The organism is Pseudomonas acericola (SeqCode), from assembly GCF_053456465.1.
The window spans coordinates 142,319-158,671 of sequence record NZ_JBRFJB010000002.1 but is presented as its reverse complement, the minus strand read 5'-3'; the positions used below and the strand labels follow the sequence as shown (position 1 = coordinate 158,671).

At 59.7% G+C, this 16,353-nt stretch carries 12 protein-coding genes; 5 read left to right on the top strand and 7 right to left on the bottom strand.

Going from position 1 to position 16,353, the window contains the following annotated elements; translation table 11 throughout:
• Window positions 1-107 precede the first annotated feature (107 nt).
• Window positions 108-1,244: an acyl-CoA dehydrogenase family protein gene (locus ACU688_RS06710; protein ID WP_448184145.1), complete on the bottom strand. Its 1,137-nt coding sequence runs from the start codon at window positions 1,242-1,244 to the stop codon at window positions 108-110.
• Between the two features lie 220 nt (window positions 1,245-1,464).
• Here ACU688_RS06710 and ACU688_RS06705 point away from each other — a divergent pair, with 220 nt between their 5' ends.
• Window positions 1,465-2,385: a GlxA family transcriptional regulator gene (locus ACU688_RS06705; protein ID WP_448184844.1), complete on the top strand. Its 921-nt coding sequence runs from the start codon at window positions 1,465-1,467 to the stop codon at window positions 2,383-2,385.
• 143 nt (window positions 2,386-2,528) lie between these two features.
• Here the strand turns inward: ACU688_RS06705 and zapE are convergent, their stop codons facing one another.
• The 3 genes from zapE to ACU688_RS06690 form a co-directional block, all read right to left on the bottom strand.
• On the bottom strand, window positions 2,529-3,623 hold the full coding sequence (gene zapE / locus ACU688_RS06700; RefSeq protein WP_026136490.1) for a cell division protein ZapE: 1,095 nt from the start codon (window positions 3,621-3,623) through the stop codon (window positions 2,529-2,531).
• 79 nt (window positions 3,624-3,702) lie between these two features.
• Window positions 3,703-5,058 carry a tryptophan--tRNA ligase gene (locus ACU688_RS06695; RefSeq protein ID WP_448184144.1) on the bottom strand — a complete coding sequence of 452 codons (1,356 nt, stop codon included), beginning with the start codon at window positions 5,056-5,058 and terminating at the stop codon, window positions 3,703-3,705.
• 24 nt (window positions 5,059-5,082) lie between these two features.
• Window positions 5,083-5,712 carry an alpha/beta hydrolase gene (locus ACU688_RS06690; RefSeq protein ID WP_448184143.1) on the bottom strand — a complete coding sequence of 210 codons (630 nt, stop codon included), beginning with the start codon at window positions 5,710-5,712 and terminating at the stop codon, window positions 5,083-5,085.
• A 147-nt stretch (window positions 5,713-5,859) separates the two neighbouring features.
• Here ACU688_RS06690 and ACU688_RS06685 point away from each other — a divergent pair, with 147 nt between their 5' ends.
• On the top strand, window positions 5,860-6,297 hold the full coding sequence (locus ACU688_RS06685) for a Z-ring associated ZapG family protein (RefSeq protein WP_017138275.1): 438 nt from the start codon (window positions 5,860-5,862) through the stop codon (window positions 6,295-6,297).
• 192 nt (window positions 6,298-6,489) lie between these two features.
• On the opposite strand, the gene ACU688_RS06680 is transcribed toward ACU688_RS06685, so the two are convergent.
• The 3 genes from ACU688_RS06680 to ACU688_RS06670 form a co-directional block, all read right to left on the bottom strand.
• On the bottom strand, window positions 6,490-8,214 hold the full coding sequence (locus ACU688_RS06680; protein WP_448184142.1) for an ABC transporter ATP-binding protein/permease: 1,725 nt from the start codon (window positions 8,212-8,214) through the stop codon (window positions 6,490-6,492).
• A 100-nt stretch (window positions 8,215-8,314) separates the two neighbouring features.
• Window positions 8,315-8,875, bottom strand: coding sequence for a response regulator transcription factor (locus ACU688_RS06675; RefSeq protein WP_003171731.1), 561 nt, complete (start codon window positions 8,873-8,875; stop codon window positions 8,315-8,317).
• Window positions 8,868-10,130, bottom strand: coding sequence for an ATP-binding protein (locus ACU688_RS06670; protein WP_124527493.1), 1,263 nt, complete (start codon window positions 10,128-10,130; stop codon window positions 8,868-8,870). The genes ACU688_RS06675 and ACU688_RS06670 overlap by 8 nt, the downstream gene beginning before the upstream one ends.
• A 205-nt stretch (window positions 10,131-10,335) precedes the next feature.
• Here ACU688_RS06670 and ACU688_RS06665 point away from each other — a divergent pair, with 205 nt between their 5' ends.
• From ACU688_RS06665 to ACU688_RS06655, 3 genes are all read left to right on the top strand, one after another.
• Window positions 10,336-11,046, top strand: a complete 711-nt coding sequence (locus ACU688_RS06665) for an SIMPL domain-containing protein (protein WP_448184141.1) — start codon at window positions 10,336-10,338, stop codon at window positions 11,044-11,046.
• Between the two features lie 129 nt (window positions 11,047-11,175).
• On the top strand, window positions 11,176-14,562 hold the full coding sequence (locus tag ACU688_RS06660; protein WP_448184140.1) for a dermonecrotic toxin domain-containing protein: 3,387 nt from the start codon (window positions 11,176-11,178) through the stop codon (window positions 14,560-14,562).
• 117 nt (window positions 14,563-14,679) lie between these two features.
• Window positions 14,680-16,281 carry an ABC transporter substrate-binding protein gene (locus ACU688_RS06655; protein ID WP_448184139.1) on the top strand — a complete coding sequence of 534 codons (1,602 nt, stop codon included), beginning with the start codon at window positions 14,680-14,682 and terminating at the stop codon, window positions 16,279-16,281.
• The last annotated feature ends 72 nt before the right edge of the window (window positions 16,282-16,353 follow it).

The window sequence follows — 16,353 nt, the reverse complement described above, 5'->3', positions numbered from 1 at the left end:
GGTAGACCGCTATCGCAGGCAAGCCAGCTCCCACATTTTGATGTGTGAACACCGTCAAATGTGGGAGCTGGCTTGCCTGCGATGGGGCCCTCAACAACACCACAAGATCAAAGCGCCCGCGCAATAATCTCCTTCATGATCTCATTGGTCCCCGCATAAATCCGCTGCACCCGCGCATCCGCCCACGCCCGCGCAATTGGGTATTCCCACATGAAGCCGTAGCCGCCGTGCAGCTGCACGCACTCGTCGAGCACCTTGCATTGCAGGTCCGTGGCCCAGTACTTGGCCATCGCCGCCGTAGGCACATCCAGCTTGCCCTCCAGATGCAACGCCATGCACTTGTCGACAAATACGCGGCCGATCTGAATCTCGGTAGCCATCTCCGCCAGCTTGAACCGAGTGTTCTGGAAATCCGCAATCGCCTTGCCAAACGCCTTGCGCTCGCGGGTGTATTCCAGGGTCAATTCCAGTGCCGCCTCGGCCGATGACACCGCACCGATGGCCACGGTCAAACGCTCCTGCGGCAGCTCCTGCATCAAATACGCAAAGCCCGCACCGGCCTGGCCCAACAGGTTTTCCTTGGGCACACGCACGTCCTGGAAGAACAGTTCGGAAGTGTCCTGCGCCTTCATGCCGACCTTCTCCAGGCGCTTGCCCTTGGCGAAGCCCGGCGTGTCGGCTTCCACCAGAAACAGGCTGGTGCCCTTGGCGCCGGCCTTGGGATCGGTCTTGGCGACGACGATCACCAGCTCGGCCAAATAGCCGTTGGTGATAAAGGTCTTGGAGCCGTTGATCACGTACTCATCACCGTCCAGCACAGCAGTAGTCTTGACCCCTTGCAGGTCGGAACCGGCGCCCGGCTCGGTCATCGCAATGGCCGTGACCATCTCGCCGGAGATCAACTTGGGCAGGTACTTGTGCTTCAGCGCCTCACTGCCGTAATGCAGGATGTACGGCGCAACGATGTCCGAATGCAGGGAAAAGCCGATGCCGGTCAAGCCCAGGCGGCTGACCTCTTCGATCACCACCGCGCTGTAGAGAAAGTCCGCACCCAGGCCGCCGTACTCCTCCGGCAGATGGGAGCACAACATCCCCGCCTCCCCCGCCTTGCTCCACAAATCGCGATCGATATAGCCCTGTTTCTCCCATTGCCCATGGAACGGCGCGGCGTGTTTTTCGAGGAAGGTGCGCACGCTCTCGCGAAAGAGTTCGTGTTCCGGGCTGTACAAGGTTCTGGGGATCATGGCTCACCTGCGGGGATTGTCGGACAAAAACAAGCCCACAGAGACTATGCCGCGAAGGCATCACAGGACACTGGACACATGCGACAAAAAATAAGACGATCCAGCCGTCTGGTGACCACTTTCCCCTATAAGAATAAATGAAATTATGTCTAACCAAATCTCCACGCCCTTGCGGCGCGTCAGCATTTTGGCCATTGATCGGGTATTTGCTTCCACCCTCATGCAAGCCAAGGATTTCTTCCACCTCGCGAGCCTGCGGTACGGCAAGCAACAAGGCCTGGGCCTGACCCCGGCGTTCGAAACCCGCCTGGTCAGCCCCGACGGGCAATCGGTGCGCAGCTTCAGTGATGTGATCATGCCGGTGGACGGCGGCCTGGAAGACGCCGATATCATCGTGCTACCGGCCTTCTGGGACGACTTCGACGCCCTCTGCACCCGCTACCCGCAAGTGCTGCCGTGGCTGCGCGCACAACACGCACGCGGCGCCGTGCTCTGCGGCGAAGCCACCGGCGTGTTCTGGCTGGCCGAAGCCGGCTTGCTCGATGGCAAGGAGGCGACCACCTACTGGCGCTTCTTCAACGCCTTCAGCGATCGTTTCCCGCGGGTCCAGCTCAACCAGGACAAGCACCTCACCGACGCCGACAACCTGTACTGCGCCGGCGGCACCACCTCGGCGTGCGACCTCTACATCTACCTGATCGAACGCTTCTGCGGCGCCAACATCGCCCAGGCCGTAGCCCGCGACATCCTCTACGAAGTGCAGCGCAGCTACGCGCCAGGACGCATCGGTTTTGGTGGGCAGAAGCTGCACCAGGACGTAATCATCCTGCAGATCCAGCACTGGCTCGAAGAGCACTTCGCCGACAAATTCCGCTTCGAAGACGTCGCCCGCGAACATGGCATGAGCATCCGCAATTTCATGCGGCGCTTCCAGACGGCGACCGGCGACAAGCCGCTGCACTACCTGCAACGCCTGCGTATCGAGACAGCCAAGGGCCTGCTCTCGGGCAGCCGCAAGAGCATCAAGACCATCAGCTATGAGGTGGGGTATGACGATGCGAGTTTCTTTGCGCGGTTGTTCAGGCAGCACACCGAGCTGTCGCCGAACCAATACCGGCAGCAGTTCCAGCAGGCCGCCTGACCCGAGACACACACAAACCTAATGTGGGAGCTGGCTTGCCTGCGATAGCGGTCTGTCAGCCAACTTATCTGTTGGCTGGGACACCGCTATCGCAGGCAAGCCAGCTCCCACATTTTTGATCTCCATTGTGTCTGGAGATTGGTTTATGGCTTGTGCCCGCGTGCCAGGAACTCGTGGGACTGCATTTCCAGCAAGCGGCTCAAAGTACGCTGGAACTCGAAGGTCAATCGACCCCCGGTGTACAGATCCTTCAGCTCAACTTCCGCCGAGATGATCAGCTTCACGTTGCGGTCGTAAAACTCATCGACCATGTTGATAAACCGCCGCGCGATGTCGTCGGTGGTCACGCTCATCTGCTCTACGCCGCTCAAGATCACCGCATGGAAGATCTTGCCCAACTCGATGTAGTCGTTCTGGCTACGCGGGCCGTCGCACAGGGCGCGGAAGTCGAACCACGCCACGTCATCGCACGTACGCAGCGCGATGATTTCGCGGTTCTCGATCATCAGCTTGTCGTTTTCCACCGCCTGGGTGCATTCCGGCGTGAGGGCGCGGAAGCTCTTGCGCAGGCTTTCGTGCGCCGCTTCGTTGAGCGGGAAGTGGAACAGCTCCGCTTGCTCCAGGTGACGCAGGCGGTAGTCGACGCCGCTGTCGACGTTGACGATCTCGGTGTTCTGCTTGATCAGCGCGATGGCCGGCAGGAAGCGCGCGCGTTGCAGGCCGTCCTTGTACAGGCCGTCGGGCACGATGTTCGAGGTGGCGACCAGGGTCACGCCGTTCTTGAACAGCTCTTCCATCAAGGTGCCGAGGATCATGGCGTCGGTGATGTCGGAAACGAAGAATTCATCGAAGCAGATCACCCGCGCTTCGTCGGAGAAGCGCTTGGCGATGATGGTCAGCGGGTTTTTCTCGCCCGGCAGGGTCTTCATCTCTTCGTGCACGCGCTTCATGAAGCGGTGGAAGTGAGTGCGGACCTTTTCCTTGAAGGGCAGCGCTTCAAAGAAGGTGTCCACCAGGTAAGTCTTGCCCCGGCCGACGCCGCCCCAGAAGTACAGGCCTTTGACCGGCGTGTGGTCTTTCTTGCCAAACAGCTTGCTGAACATCCCCGGCTTGCTTTGCGAGGCGGCGACGAGGTCGTCGTACAGGCGCTGCAAGTGACGCACCGCGGTTTCCTGCGCAGCGTCATGGAAGAATTCAGGGCGTTTCAGATCAGCTTGATATCGTTCTAGGGGCGTCATAATTTCGTTAGCAAGGCAACAAAAACGGGCCGTCACTGTAACGACGGCCCTGATTAATGGCAATCAACCCTTGGTCGGGTCAATCTTCGATGGGGGTCAACGCAATGCGCAGGGCGGCGATGGCGGCGTCGCGAGAGGCCGAGTCGGCGAACTCGGCGCTGTCGGCCACAGCATTGCCGTCCAGCCAGACGCTGAAGCTCAGGGCGTCGCTGCGTACGTCCAGCGCGTCACCGTTCTGCAATTGCTTGGTCACAGCGCCAGCAGCTTTACCGTCAGCGAAGTTGCGCGACAGCAGCAGTTGCTCGCCATCGGCGGCCAGCAGACGGAAGCGGAAGCTGCCGTCGTCTTCGCGGAAGCTCACAAAACGTGCGGCTTTCGCGGCTTTCTTCTTGGCAGCCACCGGCGCAGCGGCTTGCTCGACGAACGAACGCAGGCCAACCGCCTCACGCAGCTCGGCGAGGAACGGTGCAGCCACGGCGCGGGCTTTCTTGGCGCCGATCAGCAGCAGGTCTTCCATGTCCGACGGGCGCGACATCAGTTGATGGTAACGCTCGCGGGCTTCGCCCAATTGACCGTCCAACAGTTGGAACAGACGGTTCTTCGCCTCGCCCCAGCCCAGGCCTTGCAGCAGTTCGGCGCGGAACTCTTCTTCCTGGGCCTTGCTGGCGAATGCCTGGAACAAGGTGAACAGGTGGGAGTTGTCCGGGTCCTTGGCTTCGCCCGGCGCGCGCGAATCCGTGACGATGCGCGAGATCGCGTCCTTCATGTCCTTGGCGCTGGTGAACAACGGGATGGTGTTGTCGTAGCTCTTGGACATCTTGCGGCCATCCAGGCCCGGCAAGGTGGCGACGCTTTCTTCGATCAACGCCTCGGGCATGGTGAAGAACTCTTTACCGTTGCCGAACAGATGGTTGAAACGCTGGCCGATGTCGCGGGCCATTTCCACATGCTGGATCTGGTCGCGGCCCACCGGCACCTTGTGCGCGTTGAACATCAGGATGTCCGCTGCCATCAGCACCGGGTAGCTGTACAGGCCCATGGTGATGCCCGCATCCGGGTCTTCGCCGGTTTCCACGTTCTTGTCCACCGAGGCCTTGTACGCATGGGCGCGGTTGAGCAGGCCCTTGGCGGCAACGCAGGTGAGCAGCCAGGTCAGCTCGGGGATTTCCGGGATGTCGGACTGGCGGTAGAAGGTCACCCGGTTCACATCCAGGCCACCGGCCAGCCAGGTCGCGGCGATTTCCATGCGCGAGCGCTGGATGCGCTGCGGGTCATCGCATTTGATCAGGGCGTGGTAGTCGGCCAGGAAGTAGAAGGAGTCGGCATTGGCGTCCTGGCTTGCGAGGATCGCCGGGCGGATCGCACCGGCGTAGTTGCCCAGGTGCGGCGTGCCGGTGGTGGTGATGCCGGTGAGGATACGGGTACGAGTCGTCATGGGTAATCGCTTATCAGACTGCTATCAATTCGAGAGGCGCGGCAGCACCAGATCCTTGAGATCGGTGAGCTTGCCATGAAAAAAGTGCCCGCATTCTGCCACTTTCAGCAGCTCATGGGGGCGATTCAGGGCGGCGGACCAGTCGTAGACGGTCTGCGGGTCGACCACTTCGTCGGTTTCCGGCTGGATCAGGGTCAGCGGGCAGCCTTGTGGTAACACATCGCTATCGCGCAGGCGCATCACCGCAGCGGCCACCATGAACAGGTGCGCGAGCTTCTCACCCTTGGCTTCCAGGCGGCCGCCGAGGCTGGCGGCCACGTAGCCACCAAAGGAAAAACCCAGCAGGGTCATCGGCAAATCGGGGTGTTTTTCCCGCAGCCAGGTGGCGGCCGCTTCGGCATCGTCCACTTCCCCGGTGCTCATGTCGTGGGTGCCGGCACTCGCGCCGACGCCACGGTAATTGAAACGCAACGTAATCAAACCAGCATCGCGGGCGGTGCGTTGCAGGGTCGATACGACTTTATTGAGCATGGTCCCACCCTGCACCGGGTTGGGGTGGCAGATCAGCGCCAGGCCCCGTGGTTCGGGGTGATCCAGGTACAGGGCTTCCAATTGGCCGACTGGGCCATCGATCAAAACGGGGGTTTCACGCATGAGCAAGAGATGAACTCCGTGACCTCTCAATGGGTCGACTCGTCTAGCTAAAAGTCTGTGCTTGGCATCATTGCGAGCTTAATCGCGGTATACAGCGCAGGTTTGAGCCGTTAACGTAAAGCAAAGCCGTTTATAGAGGAAGGACTCGTGGAACACTCGCTCTTAGTTTGGTTGTTGCCGACTCTTGCCCTGGTTGCCGGTGTCGCCATTGGATTCCTGGTTGCTCGCCTGCTGCCGAATGCCGCGCCTAACCGCACGCAGCGTCAGCTGGATGACATTCAGGAACGTTTTGACAGTTATCAGAACGAGGTTGTTACCCACTTCAACAGCACCGCGACCCTGGTCAAGAAGCTCACCCAGAGCTACCAGGAAGTACAAGACCACCTCGCCGATGGCGCCAACCGCCTGGCCCTCGACGACATTACCCGTCAGCGCCTGCTGGCCGCGCTGCATTCCGATGCACCGCAAGCACCACGTGAGCGCCTGACCCCACCCCGGGAAAACCAGGAGCCGCCACGGGACTACGCGCCAAAAACGCCGAACGCCCCAGGCATGCTGGATGAGCATTACGGTTTGAAGAAGTAAGTTTTCTTCAAGCACTAAAAAGCCCGGCTGATCGATGATCAGCCGGGCTTTTTGTTGGGTGCTCATTCTTCAGAACACTGGAGAACCCATGTGGGAGCTGGCTTGCCTGCGATGGCATCGCTGCGGTTTAACTGACAGACCGAGGCGCCTGCATCGCAGGCAAGCCAGCTCCCACATTGATTGAGTACAGCCTTAGGCGGGGTGTTGTTCCTGTAACAACCCACCCTCAATCCGCACATGCCGCCCATGGAACCGCTTGAGGCTGCTGCGATGCCCCACGCTGACGATACTCAGCCCCGGCAATTCATCAATCAACGCCTGGTACAACGTCGCCTCATCCTCTTCATCCATGGCCGACGTCGCTTCGTCCATGTACAGCCATTGCGGCGCAAACAACAACGCACGGGCGAACGCCAGGCGCTGCTGCTCACCCGGCGAGAGCATGCGTTGCCAGTGGTTCGCTTCATCCAGACGACCGACCAGGTGCGGCAAACGGCACGTCTCCAGCACCTGTGCATAACGTTCGGCCGGGTAGACGCTGTCGTCCTGTGGGTAACTCAACACCGCCTTCAACGTACCAATCGGCAGGTAAGGCTTCTGCGGCAGGAACAGATAACGCGCGGCCGGCAAGCGAATGCTGCCGTGCCCCGCCGGCCACAGATGGCCCATCGCACGAAGCAACGTACTTTTGCCGCTGCCGGAACGCCCGCTGAGCATCACGCGCTGGCCGGGCTCCACGATCATGTCCGCATCGGTGAGCAAGTGGCGACCATCGGCCAGGTCCATGCCCAGGTTTTTCACCACAAGGCGCTCGCCTTCAGGGCGTACATCAATCGCTGGAGGACGTTGCTCGTTATCAGTCATGGCCTGCTGAAAACTCAGCAGACGATCACTGGTGGCACGCCACGACGCCAGGTCCGAATACGCGCTGATAAACCAGCTGAAGTTCTCCTGCACGTTGCCGAACGCCGAGTTGATTTGCATCAGCTCGCCTAACTCGATCTTGCCGGTGAAGTAGCGCGGCGCCGCGACGATAAACGGGAAGATGATCGCGATCTGGCTGTAACCGGCGGTAAAGAAGGTCAGGCGCTTGGACACTTTCATGATGTCCCAGAAATTGTGCCAGACCTTGCCGAAGCGCGTGCTCAAGCGCTGTTGTTCATTCGGCTCGCCGTTGTACAGCGCGATGCTCTCGGCGTTCTCACGCACACGCACCATGGAAAAACGCAGGTCCGCTTCGAAGCGCTGTTGTTGGTTGCTCAGGCCGATCAAGCGACGGCCGATCAGGTGCGTCAGCCAACTACCCACGGCGGCATACAGCAGTGCGCACCAGAACATGTAGCCGGGAATGGTGATGCCAAACACTTCGATACTGCCCGACACACCCCACAGGATGATCGAGAACGACACCAGGCTGACCACATTGCGCAGCAAGCCAAGGCCGAGGCTCAAGGTGTTGGCGGTAAAGTTGTTGAGGTCTTCGGAAATCCGCTGGTCCGGGTTATCGGTGTAGCCGCCCTGTTCCAGCTGGTAGTAGTTCTTGTCGGCGAGCCAGCGGGCGAAGTGTTTCTCGGTGAGCCAGGCACGCCAGCGGATGGTCAGCATCTGGGTCAGGTACAGGCGGTACACCGCGCCGAGGATCGCCACGGCGGCGATCCCGCCGAAGTAGCCGATCAGTTGCCAGAACGCTGCCGTGTCCTTGTGTTCGAGGGCGTTGTAGAAGTCCTTGTACCAGTGGTTGATCCACACCGAGATCGCCACGCTGAACAGCGACAGGCCAATCACCGCCGCCAGCAACAACCAGGCCTTGCCCTTCTCTTCACTGCGCCAATACGGTGTGATCATCGCCCAGGTTCGGCGGAAGAATTGCCCACGCACCGCGTCGTTGACCGCGGAATACTCAGCGTTCTGATTCATCGTTCAGGCTCGGTAGGGAAAAGATCACAGGCGTTTGAACCGATCATAGACGATCGGTTCAGGGCGCCGTGCAGCCTGAAGCAGGTTGTTCAGACTTCGTTCAGCGGCGTACCGGACGCTTTTGCAGTTTGCGCTGCAAGGTGCGGCGGTGCATGCCCAGGGCGCGGGCGGTGGCGGAGATGTTGCCTTCGTGTTCGGTGAGCACGCGCTGGATGTGCTCCCATTGCAGGCGGTCCACCGACATCGGGTTTTCCGGCACCAGGGTGTCGAGGTCGGCGTGCTCGGACAGCAGCGCAGCCAGCACGTCATCCGCATCGGCCGGCTTGCACAGGTAGTTGCAGGCGCCGCGCTTGATCGCCTCGACGGCGGTGGCAATGCTGGAGTAACCGGTAAGGATCACCACGCGCATTTCCGGGTCGAGTTCCAGCAGCTTGGGCAGCAGCACCAGGCCGGAGTCGCCGTCCATTTTCAGGTCGAGCGCGGCGTAGTCCGGCAGGTCGGCCTGGGCGATGGTCAGGCCTTCTTCGGCGGAACCGGCGGTGCTTACGCGGAAACCGCGACGGCTCATGGCACGCGCCATCACGCGGGTAAAGGTAGCGTCGTCATCTACCAGCAACAGGTGCGGCAGTTCTTCGCCTTCGACTTGGATCTCGTCACTCATCGATATCTCCTCGTGCGACACGGGGCAGGCGCAGCTCGGTGAGCGTGCCACCTTCCTCATGACTATAGAGCTTCACTGAGCCGCCCGCGCGGGTCACGCTGGCCTTGCTCAAAAACAGGCCGAGGCCGAAGCCTTTGCCCTTGGTGGTAAAGAACGGTTTGCCGATCTGCTCGGCAATGGCCAGCGGCACGCCCGCGCCGTGGTCACGAATGCTGATGGTCACGTCTTCCGCATCCCAGTCCAACTGCACGCCCAGGCCTTCGGGGCAGGCGTCGGCGGCGTTGTTCAGCAGGTTGAGCAAGGCCTGGGTCAGGTCGGGCGGCGGTGCCATGCGCGGGACCGCGCCCTGGCCGAGCAGGTGGAAGCGGTAACTGGCTTCGGGGCGCATCAGGTGCCAGCGGTTCAGGGCTTCGTCGAGCCACTGGGTCACGTCCTGCATCTCGACCGCCAGGCGGCGATTGGCTTCGGCGGCGCGCACCAGTTGCTGCAAGGTCTGCTTGCACTGCTTGACCTGTTCCTGCAACACACTGAGGTCTTCCTGCAGGGCCGGGTCGTGGTGGTCCTGGATGATTTCCTTGAGCAGTACGCTCATGGTGGCCAGCGGCGTTCCCAACTCATGGGCGGCGCCGGCAGCCTGGGTGGCGACGGCCAATAGTTGCTGGTCGCGCAGGCCTTCTTCACGACGGATGGCGCGCAGCTCTTCCTGGCGGCGAAGTTCTTCGGCCATGCGTGCAGCGAAAAAGGTGATGACGGCGGCGGACAGCGCAAAGCTCAGCCACATCCCGTAGATCTGCAGGTTCTCCCGGGCGATGGGGAAGGTTTGCAGCGGATAGAAGCGCGCCAGCAACAAGGTGTAGAGGGTCAGGGCGATGCCCGACAACACCACCGAGTAGCGCCACGGCAAGGTCACGGCCGCAATGGTCAGTGGCACCAGGTAGTACGAAACGAACGGGTTGGTAGAACCACCGGAGAAGTACAACAGCACACTGTGGATAAACAGATCGCAGGCCAGTTGCAGTGCGTATTCCAACTCGGTGACCGGCCAGGTGGTGCGCAAGCGGATCGCAGTAAACACGCACAGCACGGTGGAGAAGCCCAGGGTCACGCCCAATTGCAGCCACGGCAACGGCAGCAGGTCGAACCAATAGGCGAGCCCGACGGAGCCGGCCTGTGCGGCCAGGACCAGGGTGCGAATGAACGTCAGGCGCCAGAGGTTCTGGCGGGTGGCGGAAGTCAGTTTTACGGCGGCGAGCATGAGCTCTCCCGTTGAGCGCTGCAGGCGGATCGGCAGGAGTATAAACGAAGCCGACCGGCTGGCACGGCGTGTGTGGCTCTTTGCCGCAGGCGCGACAAATGACCGTTCGTCGGCGCCCACCTAACTTGTAGCGAATGTGTAAACCCGAAGAACCCAACACCACCGTCTACAGTCATACCGAACACGACTATCTCAAGGAGCTCTCATGTCCCGTTTCACTCGCAGCGCAGCCGTTATCACCCTCGGTGTTGCCACCCTCGCCAGCTTCCCTGCCCTGGCCGCCGAAGGCCTGAACTACAACCAGATTTCCCTGCGCGCCGAAGCCAGCCAGGAGGTTGCCCGCGACAAGATGATCGTGACCCTCTACACCGAATCCCAGAACAGCGACCCGGCCAAGCTCGCCGCTGAAATCACCACCGCCGTGAACAAAGCCCTGGGCCAGGCCCGCGAAGTCAAGGGCGTGACCTTGCGCCAAGGCAGCCGCAACAGCTACCCGATCTACGACAACAAGAACCAGAAAATCACCGGCTGGCGCGAACGCGCTGAACTGCGCCTGGAAAGCGCAGACTTCCCGGCACTGTCCAAGCTCACCGGCGAGCTGCTCAACACCCTGAAAATGGACAGCATGGACTTCGCCATCGCCGACGCCACCCGCAAGGCCAGCGAAGATGCGTTACTCAAGGACGCGGTTGCCGCGTTCAAGGCACGTGCGCAATTGGCTACCGATGCCCTGGGCGGCAAGGGCTATAAGATCGTCAACCTGAACTTCAACACCAACGGTTATCCACAGCCGTATGCCCGTGGTGGAATGATGATGAAAGCGGCAGCGATGGATTCAGCGCCGACGCCAGAAGTGGAAGCCGGCACCAGCCAAGTCACCATGAGCGCCGACGGCGTGATTGAAGTACTGCAATAAGTACCCGCAGCGGGTCTCAAAACGGCGCAGCCTCAGGGCTTGCGCCGTTTTTTTTGCCTGAGCGACCTTAGCGTTAACACCTGGCGACACACTTACCGAAACCAAATGTGCGGTTCTCACGACACAAGGATGACTCCGGCCCACTGGGAACGTTTTGCCGGATGCATTCCCTATGAGAACCTCAGAATGACACTATCTGTGCGCAGCCAGTATTCCGCCCTCCCCCTTCAGGGCAGCCAAAACCTCTCCAGCCATGTCGAAACACCCACGACACAAACAGCCGTAAACCCATCCTCGACCGAGCCCTCTCCAACCTCCGCCGGGGATAAAAAACTGGTCGGCGCTTACATTGCGGCGGTGCAAAAAAAGATCCTGCACCAAGACGCCGGCCTGATCAAAGTCCCGGCCGACAGCCAATTGGGACAATGGCTTGAACTGTATCGCTCGCACTTGCAAAACCCGGTCGTCGTGAAGTGGATGCGCGACCAAGGCGTTCAGATAGACGTTGCGTCGATCATCCCTTCCACAGGCGTCCTGACATTCGGCGAGGGTGAGAGCAAAAAAACCTTCACTCTGACCGACAACTCAGGCTGGGGCCAGATTGCTGGGCCGATTCTGGACGCGGCCAAAATCATCTCCCCCGTGCAGGGCCAACGCCTGCGGGTAGACATAAACGGTGATGAAGTTGTCGTGTATCCAAAACTGGTTGCGGACTTTTACGGCGAAACGCTTCCGACCTCGAAATCCAAGGCCAGCACCCAAATCAGGCAACTGGAGAAAAATGGCAACGCGTTCCAACCCATCCCTGCCAGCCATCGCTCGTCAGAAGCGCTGCAAACACAGAAGTTGAATGCGGCGCGATTTTACCAGTCGGCGCCGCAGGCACTGGCTTACAAGCAGCTAGCGGTCGATGTGGCCAACAACCTGCCCAACACTAGGGCAGAAGCCAAGAAGTGGGCAGAGGCGCTGATCCTTGAATTGACCGGCAAACAGGTCGATGCCGATACGATTTACCTCAATCGCTTCAAGGGCGGAGGGCATACACCCTACAGCACAGAGACATCGACCATTACCGGCTGGGAATACACCAATCAGGAGCCATACTCCTCACTTCGGCTCCCGGACGCGTTGCTGAAAAACTTTTCTGAAAACGACTGGGACCCAGGCGTCCTTGATTCAATGTCAGGTTTATATACCGACGGCCCAGGCCAAAGCCAAAAAAAGGGTTATGGCGCCCACAACCAATTCCCCCTTTTGCCATCCGCCGTCATGCACGAAAGCTGGAAGACCGACTTCCAGGGAGAAATGACCAAAAAATTCGACAGCTTCTGGGGCACCCACACCGATGAATACCGAACCGCCATCAAAGGCGAGTTCACCTACCGGGCCCGTAAACAGCTAAAAGCCGTGCAGGCCATGCCGCCCGCCGAACGAGCGCTACAAGCCCCGGAGCACCGGTTCACCCGAGAGGATTACCGCCTGGTGATGGGCGCGGTCCCCAACCTTCCACTGGATGAAAATACGCCGCTGAACGTCGAGCAACTCAAGGCTCAGGCCAGGCTGGAAGGCGAGGTGCATGCACTGAATATCGCAGGCATTGCGTCCACCGACATTCTGCGTTTCAGCGCCGCTGACGATGGTCGCCAGGTGCTCTACATCCCCGGCGCTGAGCCGGCGTTTCTGAGGTTCGATTCCCTTGAGAAACTGGAGCGGTGGGTTGTCGACCAAACCAAGGATGATAAAAAATGTGCAGCACTGGCATCCCACTTCCCGCTGATCCTGCGCCAGAACCACGAGGCGGGGACCCTGGGCAAAATCGGCAAAGTGCTCATGCCAATATTGTGGTTCACGGACCTGGGCACACATAAAGACGGCCTGGACACAACGCTAAAAAAGCTGGCCTCGGGCGAGCTCCACCCTGCCATCCATGCCAATCACCCCCCCATAGAGGGCGATGTATTCTCAGCCATGAGCACCGCAACCCAGCACCGCATGACGAGTGACGCGGATGTGGTGATCAAGTCCAACAGTGAAGTCACCCGCGACACCTGGCTCAACGACATTACTGTCGCAGCTGGCCTGCTGGCGAAACTGGCGCCTATCGCTGCGCCCGTGGCAGGGGCAGCCGCAATAGCAGGATTGACCGAACTGGTACTGGGGACGGAAAAGCAAGCCTCCGGCGATACCGAAGCGGAACGCCAAGACGGTGCATCAAAGGCCTTCGATGGCTTACTGAACACGTTGTTCTCGATCGGGGCCAGCGCAGTCCCCGAAGACCCCTTTGCCATTCCTCCCGAGAAAGAGATACCCGTCGTAGAGCCACGTCCTCAACCAGAAGTCACTGTAAATGAAGAACCCCAGCCTGGACCGTCCACAGGCCCGGCGCCTACCAAGCCGCCCGTGCCAGCACCCTTGCCACGCGCCCCATCCCTGCTTCCCATCGCGCAATATACCGTCCGCGACGCAGAAGAATTGATCAAGAGCGCCACCCGGGATGCAATGGGGGTTTATCGAATGACCGACAGCACGGGAGCCTACCGTCAGTTCGTGCGCATTACCGATGAGACAAACACGAGCAGGGTGTTTGAAATACATTTCCAGCACAGATCGGGTAGCGAATTTGCCGGGGTCATTAATCCAAAAACCGGCAGGGTGATATCGGTGGTAACACCGGGAAACAACGGCGAGTGGGCCCGAGTAGCGGGCGATGGTGGTCTCAAGTGGCCTTGGCAACGTGGGTCTTCGCCAGCGCCCTCTGACAGTCTCAACTCTCAATTTTCAGACTTGTTCGCTGATGTCGATGAGCAGGCCGTCACACAGGCGAAAAAGTTCGACGAGTACTTGAACGTTGATGAGACAACCCCCTACTCGGTATCCACACGTGGATTCGAGGACAATGGCGTTCTTAAAAGAAAGCTCAACCTTTCATGGCAGGGTACTGCCGATGAGAGAGTTGAGATTTATGCTTCGGAAAAGGCCGGCCCTACGGAACTCAGCACCAGCAATTATTCACCCAACTTCCTGCTTGACCTTAACCGCAATGACTATACGGTCATCAAGGCATCAAGAGACGGGGACCTTGTGCTACCACTGAGTGCTAAAGGCGGCTCTGCCGAAGCGATCAGACAGAACAGGCTCAAACAGTTCGAGGACGCGATTCCCGACGCAGACCTGCGCGCCCGCATTTCGGAGGTCGCTCATCAAGGGTCGGTCTACCCTGCCAATGCTGAACTGCTGAAGACGTTGAAAGAAGGCTACGGCGCCAAAGTAAGTGACACGTCCTACTTTGTAGACTACGACCCACTCGAAAATGAAACCAAAGTCAGAATTGTCGCCAAGTGGTATATCAATGACCTGACGGGCGACAACCCCAGGGTTATCCCGGACATCGAAGCAACGACTACCCGAACCTTCACAATCCGCAAGAGCAATGAAGTATCGGGTGACCCCTACCTCATCGACGATGTCGCCCCCACTCATCTGGAGGTATCGGTGCCAGCCGACCTTCCCGCGTAATTCAAACACTGTCATTCCAGTGTTTGTCTCTACCTGAGCAACCAAAACGGCGGTAACCTCGGTGACCGCCGTTTTCGTTTGGGCAGGCCATATATGCCTGCCACCTCAGGGGACTCCATGGAAAGAATCACCGTCAAACCGCTGCTCCTCGCTATCGGCCTGCTGGCTTTTATGCCAATGGCACAGGCCGCCACGACTCTGGTCTACTGCTCCGAAGCGAGCCCCGCCGGTTTCGACCCCAGCCAGTACACCAGCGGCACCGATTTCGATGCCTCGGCCGAAACCGTGTTCAACCGCCTGACCCAGTTCAAACGCGGCGGTACCGAAGTAGAGCCCGGTCTGGCGACACGCTGGGAGGTGTCCAAGGACGGCCTGGCGTATACCTTCCATCTGCGGGATGGCGTCAAGTTCCACACCACCGACTTCTTCACCCCGACCCGCGACTTCAACGCGGACGATGTGCTGTTCACCTTCAACCGCCTATTGGATGCCGACAGCCCGTTTCGCAAGGCCTACCCTTCCGAGTCGCCGTACTTCACCGACATGGGCCTGAACACCACGATCAAGAGCGTCGACAAACTCGACGACCACACCGTGCGCTTCAACCTCAATAACGTCGATGCGTCATTTGTGCAGAACCTGGCCATGAGCTTTGCCTCGGTGCAGTCCGCCGAGTACGCCGCACAACTGTTGAAACAGGGTAAGGCCGAAGAGATCAACCAGAAACCGGTCGGCACCGGACCGTTCGTGTTCAAGCGCTACCAGAAGGATTCGCAGATTCGCTACGTGGCCAATAAACAGTATTGGAAACCCGAGGACGTGAAGCTCGACAACCTGGTGTTCGCCATCACCCCGGACGCCGCCTCGCGCCTGCAAAAACTCAAGGCCGGCGAATGCCAGGTCAGCGGCTACCCGCGCCCGTCCGACATCGAGGTGATGAAACAGGACCCCAACCTGCGGGTGCTGCAACAGGCCGGATTCAACCTGGGCTTTCTGGCCTACAACGTGACCCATCCGCCGCTGGATCAGCTCAAGGTGCGCCAGGCGCTGGACATGGCCATCGACAAGCCGGCGATCATCAAGGCCGTGTACCAGAGCGCCGGGCAATTGGCGCAGAACGCGTTGCCGCCGGCGCAGTGGTCTTATGACCCGAACATCAAGGACGCGCCCTACGATCCCACCAGGGCCAAGGCGCTACTAAAAGAAGCAGGCGTCGCCCCTGGCACCACCATCAACCTGTGGGCAATGACGGTCCAGCGTGCATCCAATCCCAATGCGCGAATGTCGGCACAAATGATCCAGCAGGATTGGGAAAAAGTCGGCATCAAGGCCAACATCGTCAGCTATGAGTGGGGCGAATACATCAAGCGCGCCAAAAATGGCGAGCACGACGCAATGATTTACGGCTGGACTGGCGACAATGGCGACCCGGATAACTGGCTCGGCGTGCTCTACAGTTGTGCTGCGGTGAAGGGCAGCAACTACGCCAAATGGTGTAACCCCGAGTACGACAAACTGGTGCAGCAAGCCAAGCTCAGCAGCGACCGCGAGCAACGTATCAAGTGGTATCAACAGGCACAAAAAATCCTTAAGGAACAAGTACCTATAACGCCTATTGCGAACTCGACGGTTTTCCAGCCACTGCGCAAAGAAGTGCACGACTTCAAAATCAGCCCGTTCGGGCTCACACCGTTCTACGGCGTCAGTCTAGATAAGTAACAGCCACGCCCCAACCGAGTGCGCTAGACGCCTCGGACGGGCGTTTTTGGTGCGCCTTATGCACCGAAAAAA

Coding starts and splice junctions, on each gene's coding strand:
- ACU688_RS06670 (WP_124527493.1), bottom strand. CDS start 10,130: ATGCTCGCCGCCGTAAAACTGACTTCCGCCACCCGCCAGAACCTCTGG.
- ACU688_RS06690 (WP_448184143.1), bottom strand. CDS start 5,712: ATGCGTGAAACCCCCGTTTTGATCGATGGCCCAGTCGGCCAATTGGAA.
- ACU688_RS06705 (WP_448184844.1), top strand. CDS start 1,465: ATGCAAGCCAAGGATTTCTTCCACCTCGCGAGCCTGCGGTACGGCAAG.
- ACU688_RS06665 (WP_448184141.1), top strand. CDS start 10,336: ATGTCCCGTTTCACTCGCAGCGCAGCCGTTATCACCCTCGGTGTTGCC.
- ACU688_RS06680 (WP_448184142.1), bottom strand. CDS start 8,214: ATGAATCAGAACGCTGAGTATTCCGCGGTCAACGACGCGGTGCGTGGG.
- ACU688_RS06655 (WP_448184139.1), top strand. CDS start 14,680: ATGGAAAGAATCACCGTCAAACCGCTGCTCCTCGCTATCGGCCTGCTG.
- zapE (WP_026136490.1), bottom strand. CDS start 3,623: ATGACGCCCCTAGAACGATATCAAGCTGATCTGAAACGCCCTGAATTC.
- ACU688_RS06710 (WP_448184145.1), bottom strand. CDS start 1,244: ATGATCCCCAGAACCTTGTACAGCCCGGAACACGAACTCTTTCGCGAG.
- ACU688_RS06660 (WP_448184140.1), top strand. CDS start 11,176: ATGACTCCGGCCCACTGGGAACGTTTTGCCGGATGCATTCCCTATGAG.
- ACU688_RS06695 (WP_448184144.1), bottom strand. CDS start 5,058: ATGACGACTCGTACCCGTATCCTCACCGGCATCACCACCACCGGCACG.
- ACU688_RS06675 (WP_003171731.1), bottom strand. CDS start 8,875: ATGAGTGACGAGATCCAAGTCGAAGGCGAAGAACTGCCGCACCTGTTG.